Here is a 13,222-nt window from a genome sequence, read left to right as displayed (position 1 = left end):
CTACAAATATTAGGAAGATATGAAAAGAACATTGATACATAACGCTACGATTGTCAACGAAGGACAATCCGTGAAAGGTTCCGTAGTGATAGAAGACGGGCGCATTGCAGAGGTACTGACCAACTGGAAACCTCTCTCCGCCCCTTGTGACGAGACCATAGATGCCACCGGATGCTATCTGTTGCCTGGCATCATCGACGACCATGTACATTTTCGCGATCCCGGGCTGACCCACAAAGCGGACATCCTCACCGAAAGCCGTGCGGCTGCCGCAGGTGGTGTGACCTCCATCATGGATATGCCCAATACAAATCCGGTGACCACTACGCTGGATGCCTTGAACGCCAAACTTGATTTGCTGAACGAGAAGTGTATCGTAAACCATTCCTGCTACTTCGGCGCAACAAACGACAATTACAGCGAATTCGGCAAGCTGGACAAGCACCGCGTCTGCGGTATCAAGCTATTCATGGGCTCCAGTACCGGAAACATGCTGGTAGACAAGATGAACAGCCTGCTGAACATCTTCAACGGTACAGACATGCTGATTGCCGCCCACTGCGAAGACCAGGAAACCATCAAGAACAATATTGCCAAGTATAAGGAAATGTTTGCCGGAGAGAATGATATTCCCATAGGCAAGCATCCCTACATCCGCTCTTCGGCAGCATGCTATGCATCCTCTGAACTGGCAGTACGGCTGGCAAGGATTGCCGGTGCACGGCTGCATATTCTGCATGTGTCCACAGCCAAGGAACTGCAACTGTTCAATGACTATTCACTTTCCGAGAAGCATATTACCGCCGAAGCATGCGTTGCCCATCTCCTCTTCACGCTCAGTGACTATCGCACGTTGGGCACACGTATCAAGTGCAATCCTGCCATTAAGAAGCAAGCCGACCGCGATGCCCTGCGTGCAGCCGTCAACTCCGGCCTGATAGACGTTATAGCCACCGACCATGCGCCCCATCTGCTCTCCGAAAAAGAAGGAGGTGCCTTGAAGGCCATGTCCGGCATGCCGATGATACAGTTCTCACTTGTCAGCATGTTGCAACTGGTGGATGAGGGAGTATTCACACTCGAGACCATCGTTGAAAAGATGTGCCATGCTCCCGCACAAATCTACCGCATCAACGAGCGCGGCTATATCCGTGAAGGTTACCGGGCAGACCTTGTGCTGGTACGCCCCGATGCCCCGTGGGAAGTGACAGCCGACAAAGTTTTGAGCAAATGCGGCTGGAGCCCATTGGAAGGGCATACCTTCAACTGGAAAGTGGAAAGGACTTTTGCCAACGGACATCCCGTTTATAGTGACGGCATGGTGGACGACGCTTATCGTGGCGAGGAACTGAGATTTGGGGAGTGAAGGCTAGGAATTAAGGATTAGGGATTAAGGATTAAATGGGATGAAAAGGACAATACTGGCACCGGGGCATGAATTGCTTTCGTATCGGATTCATGAAGTAACCCCTTACATCAACTGGATTTATTTCTTCCATGCCTGGGGCTTCCAGCCTCGCTTTGCGGCTATTGCCAACATCCATGGCTGCGATTCCTGCCGTGCACTTTGGCTGACAACCTTTCCCGAGGAGGAACGTACCAAAGCTTCCGAAGCCATGCAGCTCTTCAAGGAAGCCAATAGAATGCTCGGCCGACTGGACGAAACAATCTCCATCCATTGCATCTTCAGGCTTTGCCAGGCAAATGCAGACGGAGATAACCTCTTGATAGAAGGAACAACCTTCCCACTGCTCCGCCAGCAGACACCCCAACCCGATGGCGGTCCATTTCTCTGTCTGAGCGATTTTGTACGTCCCCTCTCTTCGGGCACACCCGACATCGTAGGACTTTTCGCCTCCACCATCAGTGAAGAGGCCGAAGAGACTTATAAAAGCGACCCTTACAAACATCTCCTTGTACAAACCTTGAACGACCGCCTTGCCGAAGCCGCCACAGAAAAGATGCACGAATATGTCCGCAAGGAGGCTTGGGGGTATGCCCCCGACGAATCCTTGTCCATTCCGGATCTGCTGGTCGAGAAATACCAAGGCATCCGCCCCGCTGTGGGATACCCCTCCCTACCCGACCAATCCGTGAATTTCCTGCTGGACGAACTGCTCGGCATGAAGCAGATAGGTATCACACTGACTGAACATGGAGCCATGCACCCTCACTCCTCCGTCTGCGGCATGATGCTGGCACATCCCGCATCCCGATACTTTTCAGTGGGCAAGATTGGAGAAGACCAGCTGGACGACTACGCCCGCCGCCGGGGAATGCCAATAGGGGATATGCGGAAGTTTTTAGCCACTACAATATGAATAATGTGCTAATGTGCCTATATGCTAATGTGCCAATTGGCTGCGCTATATGTATATTGTGCTACCATGCCGCAGGTCATTGGCACATTAGCATATAGGCACATTAACACATTAAAATAATCCTTTTTGAACTGTGATTTATCGCCACACAATGCGACTAACAGTGCAAAAGCAATTCGAAAGAAGCTAAAAGATGGAAAATGCAGAACAAGAGTTTGTATCCGTGGTACGGGAGTATGAGCGCGTGATATATAAGGTGTGCTATCTGTACACCACGCCCAATGCTACCCTCAACGACCTGTATCAGGAAGTGGTGCTCAACTTATGGAAAGCATTTCCCAAGTTCCGGCGGGAGTGTAAGATTTCCACATGGATTTACCGCATCGCACTGAACACGTGCATCAGCTTTATCCGCAAAGAAAAGAACATCCCCGAAATCGTCACCCTCACCCAGGAAGCCGACCGGACTGAAGAAACCGACGAGACACAAGCCATGCTACGGCAGCTCTACCGGATGATAAACCGACTGGGACAATTGGAAAAGTCCATCATACTGCTCTATCTGGAAGAGAAAAGCTACGAAGAAATTGCCGAAATCACCGGGCTGACCTTGACAAACGTTGCCACCAAACTCAGCCGCATCAAGGACAAATTGAAAAAAATGAATAAGGAGGAATAAATATATGGAACTGGATGAACTGAAGAAATCATGGAACGCACTGAATGAACAGTTGCAGAAAGAACCGATTGCTGACGAACAGCAGATTACCGAACTGATTGCCGGCTACAAGGCCAATACCCGCAAAAGTCTGGGACGACTCGTAGTCATACAGCGTTTCTCTATCGGAATGGGAGCGGTAGGTCTGGCAGCCCTTCTGCTTATATGGCTGTTGCTGCCCACCTTCGGCTTCAATGAGCAGCTGCAAGGCAAGATTGTCGCTTTACTGGGATTCATCGCTATAAGCATCCTCATAGGCATGTGGTGGGACTGGAAAACATACCGCTGGAACAAGGACACGCGTATTGATGAAATGGGGGTTGCCGAAGTCAGTCGCCGTATGACCACCTTCCGCCAATGGACCAGATATGAAGTGATGGGCATCTCCATTTGGATTATCCTTTTCAATATCCTCAACTATTGGGTGATGGAATATCATCTGGCACCAGCCAGCGTACAAGCCCTACTGATTACCCTTTTCGTAGTATTTGACGCGCTAATTATCTATATTCTCTACAAAAAAGTGATTTACAAACATCTGGACAATATTAAAAAGAACATTGAAGAATTGAAAGATATATGCACCGAGTAACTCTTGTTTTCATCCTTTTCCTTCTCATCCCCGACCTTTACATTTACTTGGTTTATGTAGTAAGAAAAACCAGAAAGGCAGTCCTTCACTGCCTTTATTGGCTTCCCACCTTGCTATTAGCGGCAGGCTATGTTTACTTCATGTTCCTTACGGGCGACAATGCGATGTCAAACCATACGCAGGCCATAGGCAGACTGGCAATTACCATCATGCTGTTTGTCTTTCCAAAAACCATATTCATGCTTTGCTCGCTGGTGGGAGTACTGGCGCACTTCATCATCCGTCGTTGTCCCCGCAGCCCGTTCACCGCTATAGGACTGGTTTTGGCTGTCGTCAGCTTCTTCAATATCCTTTACGGTACCCTGGCAGGCATCACCCGTTTCGATACAAAAGAAGTGGAATACCGTTCTGCAAATATTCCGGAAGGTTTCGACGGCTACCGCATCGTGCAAATATCGGACATACACATCGGCAGTTGGCAAGGCAATCCGGACCCCATCAAACAGCTGGTCGATTTAGTCAACGGACAAAAGCCGGACCTGATTGTCTTCACCGGTGACCTCGTGAACCAGCAGAGCCACGAACTGGATGGTTTCCAAGAAATACTCTCCCAACTATACGCACCGGACGGAGTATACTCCATCCTCGGCAACCATGACTATGGCTCATACTATCACTGGCAAAGCCCGAAAGCAGAAATCGCCAATCTGGACTATTTAATCCGGCAGCAGAAAGCAATGGGATGGAAACTGCTGAACAATGAGCATGACATCCTTCATCACAAAGGTGACAGCATAGCCCTCATCGGTGTGGAAAACGACGGGGAGCCTCCTTTCTCCCAATTTGCAGACTTGCCGCAAGCCATGCAGGGCACGGAGGGAATGTTCCAAATATTGCTCAGCCATAACCCTACCCACTGGAGGCGCGAGGTACTGCCCCGATCGGATATTTCACTGATGCTTGCAGGACACACCCACGCCATGCAAGGCATCTTGTTCGGACATTCCCTTGCCGAACTTATCTATCCGGAATGGAGAGGAATGTACTACGAAGGCAAAAGGGCTTTGTACGTAAATATTGGCATCGGCTATGTAGGACTGCCGTTCCGGTTCGGGGCATGGCCGGAAATTACAGTACTAAAATTAGTAAGAGAGAAAGAGTGACGAAATAAGAAAAAGGTATATCTTTGTAGCAATAAAAAATCCGACACCTATGAAGATACTTTATATTATTTATCAGGTTTGCTTTGCGTTGCCCATTTTATTGGTACTGACTATCCTTACAGCATTGGTCACCATCATCGGTTCGCTGATAGGAGGAGCGCATATCTGGGGTTACTATCCCGGTAAAATCTGGTCACAGCTCATCTGCTATATACTGCTTATTCCGGTGGAGGTACATGGAAGGGAGAAAATACATAAACGTACTTCCTACGTGTTTGTGCCCAATCACCAAGGTGCCTTCGACATATTCCTGATATACGGATTTCTGGGACGGAACTTCAAATGGATGATGAAGAAGAGCCTGCGCAAAATCCCGTTTGTCGGCAAGGCATGCGAGAGCGCAGGACATATCTTCGTCGACCGTTCCAGCCCCAAGAAGGTGCTTGCCACCATGCGGCAGGCAGAATCATCTTTGAAAGACGGCGTGTCACTGGTAGTATTTCCCGAAGGGGCACGTACCTTCACGGGACACATGGGGTACTTCAAGAGAGGTGCTTTCCAGTTGGCAGATGAACTGCAACTGGAAGTGGTGCCCGTCACTATAGACGGCTCGTTCGAGATTCTTCCACGCACCGGAAAGTGGATACACCGCCACCGGATGATACTGACCATCCATGAACCTATTCCTCCCAAAGGGAAAGGGGCAGAAAACATCAAGGCAAGCATGAACGAGGCTTATGCGGCGGTGGAGAGTGCATTGCCGGAAAAGTATAAAGGGATGGTGAAGAACGAAGACCAGGACAGATAAAGACATAATGACAAACGGGAATGCCTGAATATCTTGATAGGATATTCAGGCATTCCCGTTTGTCATTATCAACTCATTCCTGTTTATTTCTGTCCTCCTACAGAAGCATTTTGCTTCATGCGTTTCTGCTCTTCAATCAGCTGCATGTTCTCCTTCGCCTTTGTAAGGAAATCCTTCACCAAAGTATTCTCTTTAAAAGACAAGGGAGCAGTTCTCATGATGTCCTCAATCTGCGGAGTCATCACCGGATAGGGCAGTGTGCTGCACATCATCATGAATACACTGGGGCCCAGCACATTCTCAAAGTTATCTACAATGAACTGCCGGACGTAGTCGTTCATCTCCTTCACAAGTGCTTCGCCTTCCTTTGCCAACTGCCCATGCACGTCATCCAGATTGGCACCGTCCAGCACCATACGCGCCTCTTTCCGTTCCAGCTCCTCTATCTTCACTTCCAGGGAATTGCGCTTGTCTATGAACTCGTACAGTTTGTCATTCAAAGGAGTCCCTTTGGCAATCAACTGAGTATTGGAGATGGAAACCACGATTTTGCCGTCTTCCAGCACCAAAGGCATAATGCCCTCGTGGTCCATATAAAGAGTCACCATCATCACGGAATCGGCCCGGCCTTTCATCTTGAAATGCCCATGGATAACCTCTGCCGAGTCGACGTTCACCCATTGCCCGTCCCGAAGCGTCTTGAGGAACAACATCTTTCCGTCAAGGCTGGTTACCGAGGAACTGCCCTCTATCTTATACTTGCGGTTGCAAGAAGTAAAGAGCACAAGCAGGAGCAAAAAGGGTAAAATGCGGTTCACACTCATTCTAATCATGCAAGAAACGATTTTTGAATTACACCCAGCAAAGGTATTAATATTCCTTATAAACCGAATAGAAAGAAAGGATTTTTCATTCGGTTTACGTATTTTTGCACAATTATAAATCATAAAAATAGAGAAAATATACATGTCAACCTATGCACCTTTTGCCAAACCGCTCTATGTAATGCTGAAACCGGTAGGTGCGGTATGCAATCTGGCATGCGATTATTGCTATTATCTGGAGAAATCCAAACTATATAGAGACAACCCCAAGCATGTGATGAGCGAGGAACTGCTGGAAAAATTCATCGAGGAGTACATCAACTCGCAGACCATGCCCCAGGTTCTGTTCACCTGGCATGGCGGAGAGACGCTGATGCGTCCGCTCTCTTTCTACAGACGTGCCATGGAGCTGCAAAGGAAATATGCCAACGGACGCACCATAGACAACTGCATACAGACCAACGGCACGTTGCTGACCGATGAATGGTGCCGGTTTTTCAAAGAAAACAACTGGCTGGTGGGTGTCTCCATAGACGGGCCTCAGGAGTTCCATGACGAATACCGGAAGAACAAGCAGGGCAAGCCCTCTTTCGTCAAGGTGATGCAGGGCATCAACCTGCTGAAAAAGCACGGTGTGGAATGGAATGGAATGGCAGTGGTCAATGACTACAACGCCGACTATCCGTTGGACTTCTATAATTTCTTCAAGGAGATAGGATGCCATTACATCCAGTTTGCCCCCATCGTGGAGCGCATTGCCCCTCATGGGGACGGACGCCATCTTGCCTCCCTGGCAGACAAGGAAAAGAGCACGCAGCTGGCAGACTTTTCCGTCACGCCGGAACAATGGGGAGACTTCCTATGCGCCTTGTTCGACGAATGGGTAAAGCAGGACGTGGGTACTTACTACATACAGTTATTCGACTCTACCCTTGCCAACTGGATAGGCGAACAACCGGGTGTATGTTCCATGGCAAAGACTTGCGGCCATGCAGGCGTCATGGAGTTCAACGGAGACGTATATGCGTGCGACCATTTTGTTTTCCCCGAATATAAACTGGGCAACATCCATCAGAATACACTGATGGAGATGATGTACGGCGAACGGCAACAAGCCTTCGGACTGATGAAGCAACAATCGCTCCCCACCCAATGCAGGGAGTGTGAATGGCTGTTTGCCTGCAACGGCGAATGTCCAAAGAACCGTTTTGCACGTACAGCCGACGGAGAGCCGGGACTGAATTACCTTTGTGCAGGATATCATAAGTTCTTCAGTCACGCAGCCCCATACATGGACTTTATGAAGAACGAACTGATGAACCAGCGTCCGCCTGCAAACATTATGGAAGCAATAAGAAACAATGCCATAAAGCCATAAGCCCACAAGCGATGACAATGAAATTCAAAGACATTACTTAATAATTGATTATATGAAGATTACATTTAAGAAAGGTTTGCTTGCGGCCATTGCCGCACTGACAGTCTGCTCTGCGCGTGCAGACGAAGGAATGTGGTTGTTGCAACTGATGAAGCAGCAGAACTCCATCGACATGATGAAAAAGCAAGGACTGAAGCTGGAGGCTGACGACCTTTACAATCCCAACGGCGTGTCACTGAAAGATGCTGTAGGTATCTTTGGCGGTGGCTGTACCGGCGAAATCATCTCTCCGGAAGGACTGATTCTGACCAATCACCATTGCGGATACGGTGCCATACAGCAGCACAGCAGCGTGGAACACGATTATCTGACAGATGGTTTCTGGGCCATGAACCGCAGTGAAGAACTGCCCACCCCGGGATTGAAATTCCGTTTCGTGCACCGCATTGTAGACATCACCGACCTTGTCAACGCTAAAATAAAGGCAGGCGAAGTGACGGAAATCGATGCACTGACTTCCCCGTTCCTCAGCAAACTGGCAAAGGAAGAACTGGAGAAGAGCGATTTGAAGGGTAAACCGGGCATTGAAGTGCGCGCACTCCCCTTCTATGCAGGAAACAAATTCTATATGTTCTATTATAAGGTATACAGCGACGTGCGTATGGTTGCCGCTCCTCCCTCCTCGGTAGGTAAGTTTGGCGGTGAGACCGACAACTGGATGTGGCCGCGCCACACGGGCGACTTCTCCATGTTCCGTATCTATGCCGATGCCAACGGAGAGCCGGCTGAATACAGTGAAAGCAATGTACCCCTGAAAACGCCGAAGTTCCTGCCCATCTCCATCAAAGGTCTGAACGAAGGTGACTACGCCATGATTATGGGCTTCCCCGGCAGCACAGAACGTTACCTCACCCAGAGCGAAGTGAAGCAACGCATGAACGCCGTGAATCAGGCAATGATTGATATGCGCGGCGTACGCCTCGAAGTGCTGCGCAAGTATATGGATGCCAGTGACAAGACCCGCATCCAGTATGCCAGCAAGTTTGCCGGAAGCAGTAACTACTGGAAGAACTCCATTGGTATGAACAAGGCAATCATCGACAATGACGTGTTGGGCGCCAAAGCCGAAATCGAGAAAAAGTATGCCGCCTTTGCCCAAGGAAAACCCGAATACGAGGGTGTGGTAGAGAAAATTGATGCCATCATCGAGAAAAGCACCCCCACGCTGCGCCAGCTCTACTATACCAACGAAGCATTGCGCGGTGCTATCGAATTCGGCAGTACCTACCTTATTATGGATAACATAAAGAAAGCGCTCGAAGAGAAGAACGACTCATTGCTGCAAGCTTCGAAGAAGCAGTTGGAAAATGCATACGATGGTATCCACAATAAAGACTACGACCACGAAGTGGACCGCGCCATAGCCAAAGCCATCCTGCCCGCCCTTGCCAAGGCACTGAACGCCGACGAGCTGCCCTCCTTCTACCAAACCATCAACGGAGAGTTCAAGGGCGACTACAACGCATACGTAGACAACATTTACGACAACTCCATCCTCTCCAACCGCAAGAACCTGGATAAATTCCTGGCAAAGCCCACCGTGAAAGCCATCGAGAAAGACCCTGCTACGGCTTACTCGCGCTCCAAGAACGAAAAGCTGCAGGAGCTCGGAAAGCAATACATGGAACTGGAAAGCGGAATGGAACTGCTCCACAAGGCCTACATCCGTGGCTTGGGTGAAATGAAACAGCCCGTCCCCTCCTATCCGGATGCCAACTTCACCATGCGTCTGACCTATGGTAATGTAAAATCATACAGCCCACGCGATGCCGTACACTACGACTACTATACCACTACCGACGGTATCCTTGAAAAAGAGAATCCCGAAGACCGTGAATTCGTGGTACCCGCCAAGCTGAAAGAACTGATTCAAAAGAAAGACTTCGGACGCTACGCCATGGCAGACGGCACCATGCCGGTTTGCTTCCTCACGACGAACGACATCACCGGCGGCAACTCGGGCAGCCCCGTCATCAATGGCGAAGGACAGCTCATCGGTACTGCTTTCGACGGTAACTGGGAATCTCTGAGCGGTGACATCAACTTCAACAATGACCTGCAGCGTTGCATTGCACTGGATATACGCTACGTGCTCTTCATCCTCGACAAACTGGGCAATTGCAGTCATCTGATAAAAGAAATGAACATTATAGAATAAATTAAAGCCTCTGAGAGATTACCTCCCATACTGAATGGCATTCAGTCGTATAGTGAATGCCATTCAGTCGTATACTTAACCCTATTCAGTCGTATACTGAATAGCCCCCCTCTCAGATGCTCTTCTAACGCACATCACCATGAAAAGAATCCTATTATCATTATTCATTACATCTTCTGTCCTTGCCGCACACGCCGACGAAGGTATGTGGATGCTCACCGACCTGCAAAAGCAGAACGAAGTAGCCATGACGGAACTCGGACTGCTCATCCCCGCCAACCAAATCTACAATCCCGACGGCATTGCCCTAAAGGATGCCGTGGTGCATTTCGGCGGTGGCTGTACCGGCGAAGTCATCTCTGCCGAAGGCCTGGTACTGACCAACCACCACTGCGGCTATGGCGCCATACAACAACACAGCTCGGTGGAACACGACTACCTGACCGACGGTTTCTGGGCTATGTCCCGCGAAGAGGAGCTTCCCTGCAAGGGACTCACCGTCACCTACATCGACCGGATACTGGACGTGACAGACTACGTAAACGAACAACTGAAAACCGACGACGACCCGAACGGCACCAATTATCTGTCTCCCAAATACCTGAAAACAGTAGCCGACCGCTTCGCCAAGTCCGAAGGCATCGCCCTGACACCCGGCCGCAAACTGGAACTGAAAGCCTTCTACGGTGGAAACAGATACTATCTGTTCGTAAAGACCACCTATAGCGACATCCGCATGGTAGGCGCTCCCCCCTCCTCCATCGGCAAGTTCGGCGCAGACACCGACAACTGGATGTGGCCCCGCCACACGGGAGATTTCTCCATGTTCCGCATTTATGCCGACAAAGACGGGAAACCCGCCGCTTACAGCAAAGACAACGTTCCCCTAAAAGTGAAGAAACATCTCACCATCAGTCTTGACGGCTATCGCGAGGGCGACTTTACCTTCGTCATGGGATTCCCCGGACGCAACTGGCGCTACATGATTTCCGACGAGGTGGAAGAGCGTATGCAAACCACCAACTTCATGCGCCACCACGTGCGCGATGTCCGCCAGAAAGCTCTGATGAAACAAATGTTGCAAGACGATGCCGTACGCATCCACTATGCCAGCAAGTATGCATCTTCTGCCAACTACTGGAAAAATGCCATCGGTATGAACGAAGGTCTCGTCCGTCTGAACGTATTGGACACTAAACGTGCACAGCAAGAGGCACTCCTGGCACGCGGACGCTCGCTGAACGACAATAGCTATCAGCAAGCATTCGACCAGATACGCGCCATCGTAAAGCAACGCCGTCCAGCCCTCTACCACCAGCAAGCCATTCAGGAAGCACTGGTGACGGGACTCGATTTCATGCGTATCCCCAGCACCGCAGGACTGGTATCTGCCTTGAAGAACAAGGACAAGAAACAGATTGCAGCAGCTAAAGACAGCCTTCAGAAGGCAGCCGACCGCTACTTTGCCTCTGTCCCCTTCCCCGAAGTGGAACATATTGTTGGCAAGGAAATGCTGAAAATCTACATGAAGTATATCCCTGCCGAACAACGCATCGGTATTTTCCAAATCATAGACAAGCGTTTCAAGGGCAACAGCGACGCTTTCATCGACGCCTGCTTTGAACATTCCATCTTCGGCAACAAGGAGAACTTTGCCAAGTTCATCCGCAAGCCCAGCCTCTACAAGATTAATACAGACTGGATGGTCTTGCTGAAATATTCCATCACGGACGGCCTGCTTCAGACCTCCATTGCCATGATGGATGCCAATAAAAACTACAATGCCGCCCACAAGGTATGGGTAAAGGGAATGATGGACATGAAGCTTGCCAACGGCCAGCCCATCTATCCGGATGCCAACTCCACCTTGCGCCTGACCTACGGTCAAGTGCTCCCCTACGCTCCGGCAGACGGTGTGAAATATGATTACTACACCACTCTGAAAGGAGCTATGGAGAAGGAAGATCCCGACAATTGGGAGTTTGTAGTCCCCGCCAAACTGAAACAGCTGTATCAGGCAAAGGATTTCGGACGTTATGCCATGCCGAACGGCGAAATGCCCATCTGCTTCATTGTCAACACAGACAATACCGGTGGAAACTCCGGCAGCCCAGTGTTCAATGCCAAAGGAGAACTGATAGGTACCGGCTTTGACCGCAATTACGAAGGTCTGACTGGCGACATTGCCTTCCGTCCGTCCTCCCAACGAGCAGCATGTGTAGACATCCGCTACACCTTGTTCATCATCGACAAATACGCGGGAGCTTCGCATCTCATTGAAGAGATGACGATTAAATAATGATTTAGCGAACAAATCCTCCTCCTATTTTGTTATCATTACAAATAAATAAAAACAGAAAGGAAAAAATTATGGAAAAGTTTGAAGAATTGATACAATCAGAAAAGCCCGTTTTAGTTGATTTCTTTGCAACCTGGTGTGGCCCGTGCAAGGCCATGCATCCGGTACTGGAGGAACTCAAAAACGAAATAGGAGATGCTGCCCGTATCGCCAAAATAGATGTAGACCAGCACGAAGAGCTTGCTGCCCGCTACCGCATACAAGCAGTACCGACATTTATCGTATTTAAGAAAGGTGAAGCCGTATGGCGCCATTCGGGTGTCATCAGCGGTAAGGATTTGAAAGCCGTTATAGAACAAAACTCTTAACAAGAAGAAATGAAGAAGATTATAGCAATGGTTGCCCTCGTGTTTTCTTGCATGCTGGCCTATGCTCAAACAAACGGAGAAGTTATCGTCATGAACAAAGCCATGTTCATCAAGGATGTGTTCGACTATGAGAAATCCCAGGACTGGAAATACAAGGGAAACAAGCCTGCCATCATAGACTTATATGCCGACTGGTGCGGACCTTGCCGCATGGTGGCTCCCATTATGAAGGAACTGGCCAAAGAGTATGCCGATAAAATCGTTGTCTACAAAGTCAATGTGGATAAAGAAAAAGAATTGGCAGCGTTGTTCAATGCAACAAGCATCCCCCTTTTTGTATTCATCCCTATGAATGGAGAGCCTCAGCTCTTCCGCGGAGCAGCCGATAAGGCTACCTACAAAAAGGCGATTGATGACTTTTTACTGAAAACAGAATAGTTCATAATAGAAAGAAAAGGCACTATAAAATATTTTGTGTAAATGTAAAATACGGGATTCAGTATGGGTTCCGTATTTTTTATTTAATAGCTTTG

At 49.2% G+C, this 13,222-nt stretch carries 12 protein-coding genes; 11 read left to right on the top strand and 1 reads right to left on the bottom strand.

The genetic code is table 11. The features are described from left to right. The first annotated feature begins 19 nt into the window (after positions 1–19). From ACESTD_RS11840 to ACESTD_RS11815, 6 genes are all read left to right on the top strand, one after another. Entirely contained in the window at positions 20–1,366 is a 1,347-nt protein-coding gene (locus ACESTD_RS11840; protein WP_005836009.1) for a dihydroorotase, read from the top strand. A 40-nt stretch (positions 1,367–1,406) separates the two neighbouring features. Then, positions 1,407–2,321 (top strand): vitamin B12 dependent-methionine synthase activation domain-containing protein, encoded by a 915-nt coding sequence (locus tag ACESTD_RS11835; protein WP_035448012.1) that lies wholly within the window; start codon positions 1,407–1,409, stop codon positions 2,319–2,321. 193 nt (positions 2,322–2,514) lie between these two features. Then, on the top strand, positions 2,515–3,000 hold the full coding sequence (locus ACESTD_RS11830; RefSeq protein WP_005826701.1) for an RNA polymerase sigma factor: 486 nt from the start codon (positions 2,515–2,517) through the stop codon (positions 2,998–3,000). Positions 3,001–3,004: 4 nt separating this feature from the next. Then, positions 3,005–3,631, top strand: coding sequence for a hypothetical protein (locus tag ACESTD_RS11825; protein ID WP_005826703.1), 627 nt, complete (start codon positions 3,005–3,007; stop codon positions 3,629–3,631). Beyond that, positions 3,619–4,794: a metallophosphoesterase gene (locus tag ACESTD_RS11820; protein WP_022402079.1), complete on the top strand. Its 1,176-nt coding sequence runs from the start codon at positions 3,619–3,621 to the stop codon at positions 4,792–4,794. The genes ACESTD_RS11825 and ACESTD_RS11820 overlap by 13 nt, the downstream gene beginning before the upstream one ends. 49 nt (positions 4,795–4,843) lie before the next feature. Continuing rightward, the gene (locus ACESTD_RS11815; protein ID WP_005826706.1) at positions 4,844–5,602 is read left to right on the top strand and encodes a 1-acyl-sn-glycerol-3-phosphate acyltransferase; all 759 of its coding nucleotides are present in this window, start codon (positions 4,844–4,846) and stop codon (positions 5,600–5,602) included. An 83-nt stretch (positions 5,603–5,685) separates the two neighbouring features. Here the strand turns inward: ACESTD_RS11815 and ACESTD_RS11810 are convergent, their stop codons facing one another. Then, on the bottom strand, positions 5,686–6,435 hold the full coding sequence (locus ACESTD_RS11810) for a DUF4369 domain-containing protein (protein WP_008663699.1): 750 nt from the start codon (positions 6,433–6,435) through the stop codon (positions 5,686–5,688). Positions 6,436–6,568: 133 nt separating this feature from the next. Here ACESTD_RS11810 and ACESTD_RS11805 point away from each other — a divergent pair, with 133 nt between their 5' ends. From ACESTD_RS11805 to ACESTD_RS11785, 5 genes are all read left to right on the top strand, one after another. Beyond that, complete coding sequence (locus tag ACESTD_RS11805) at positions 6,569–7,804, top strand: anaerobic sulfatase-maturation protein (protein ID WP_373158903.1); 1,236 nt, start codon at positions 6,569–6,571, stop codon at positions 7,802–7,804. 52 nt (positions 7,805–7,856) lie between these two features. Beyond that, positions 7,857–10,022 (top strand): S46 family peptidase, encoded by a 2,166-nt coding sequence (locus ACESTD_RS11800; protein ID WP_373158904.1) that lies wholly within the window; start codon positions 7,857–7,859, stop codon positions 10,020–10,022. Positions 10,023–10,161: 139 nt separating this feature from the next. Continuing rightward, positions 10,162–12,321, top strand: a complete 2,160-nt coding sequence (locus tag ACESTD_RS11795) for a S46 family peptidase (RefSeq protein WP_005835994.1) — start codon at positions 10,162–10,164, stop codon at positions 12,319–12,321. 71 nt (positions 12,322–12,392) lie between these two features. Beyond that, positions 12,393–12,689 carry a thioredoxin gene (trxA, locus tag ACESTD_RS11790; protein ID WP_005826711.1) on the top strand — a complete coding sequence of 99 codons (297 nt, stop codon included), beginning with the start codon at positions 12,393–12,395 and terminating at the stop codon, positions 12,687–12,689. Between the two features lie 9 nt (positions 12,690–12,698). Further along, positions 12,699–13,127, top strand: a complete 429-nt coding sequence (locus ACESTD_RS11785) for a co-chaperone YbbN (protein ID WP_005826712.1) — start codon at positions 12,699–12,701, stop codon at positions 13,125–13,127. Positions 13,128–13,222 lie beyond the last annotated feature (95 nt).

This window comes from Bacteroides sp. AR20 (genome assembly GCF_964250605.1).
Taxonomy (GTDB): Bacteria; Bacteroidota; Bacteroidia; order Bacteroidales; family Bacteroidaceae; genus Bacteroides; species Bacteroides uniformis.
The sequence above is the reverse complement of the archived record's forward strand: the minus strand, read 5'-3'. Positions and strand labels throughout refer to the sequence as shown.

Coding starts and splice junctions, on each gene's coding strand:
- ACESTD_RS11840 (WP_005836009.1), top strand. CDS start 20: ATGAAAAGAACATTGATACATAACGCTACGATTGTCAACGAAGGACAA.
- ACESTD_RS11835 (WP_035448012.1), top strand. CDS start 1,407: ATGAAAAGGACAATACTGGCACCGGGGCATGAATTGCTTTCGTATCGG.
- ACESTD_RS11830 (WP_005826701.1), top strand. CDS start 2,515: ATGGAAAATGCAGAACAAGAGTTTGTATCCGTGGTACGGGAGTATGAG.
- ACESTD_RS11825 (WP_005826703.1), top strand. CDS start 3,005: ATGGAACTGGATGAACTGAAGAAATCATGGAACGCACTGAATGAACAG.
- ACESTD_RS11820 (WP_022402079.1), top strand. CDS start 3,619: ATGCACCGAGTAACTCTTGTTTTCATCCTTTTCCTTCTCATCCCCGAC.
- ACESTD_RS11815 (WP_005826706.1), top strand. CDS start 4,844: ATGAAGATACTTTATATTATTTATCAGGTTTGCTTTGCGTTGCCCATT.
- ACESTD_RS11810 (WP_008663699.1), bottom strand. CDS start 6,435: ATGATTAGAATGAGTGTGAACCGCATTTTACCCTTTTTGCTCCTGCTT.
- ACESTD_RS11805 (WP_373158903.1), top strand. CDS start 6,569: ATGTCAACCTATGCACCTTTTGCCAAACCGCTCTATGTAATGCTGAAA.
- ACESTD_RS11800 (WP_373158904.1), top strand. CDS start 7,857: ATGAAGATTACATTTAAGAAAGGTTTGCTTGCGGCCATTGCCGCACTG.
- ACESTD_RS11795 (WP_005835994.1), top strand. CDS start 10,162: ATGAAAAGAATCCTATTATCATTATTCATTACATCTTCTGTCCTTGCC.
- trxA (WP_005826711.1), top strand. CDS start 12,393: ATGGAAAAGTTTGAAGAATTGATACAATCAGAAAAGCCCGTTTTAGTT.
- ACESTD_RS11785 (WP_005826712.1), top strand. CDS start 12,699: ATGAAGAAGATTATAGCAATGGTTGCCCTCGTGTTTTCTTGCATGCTG.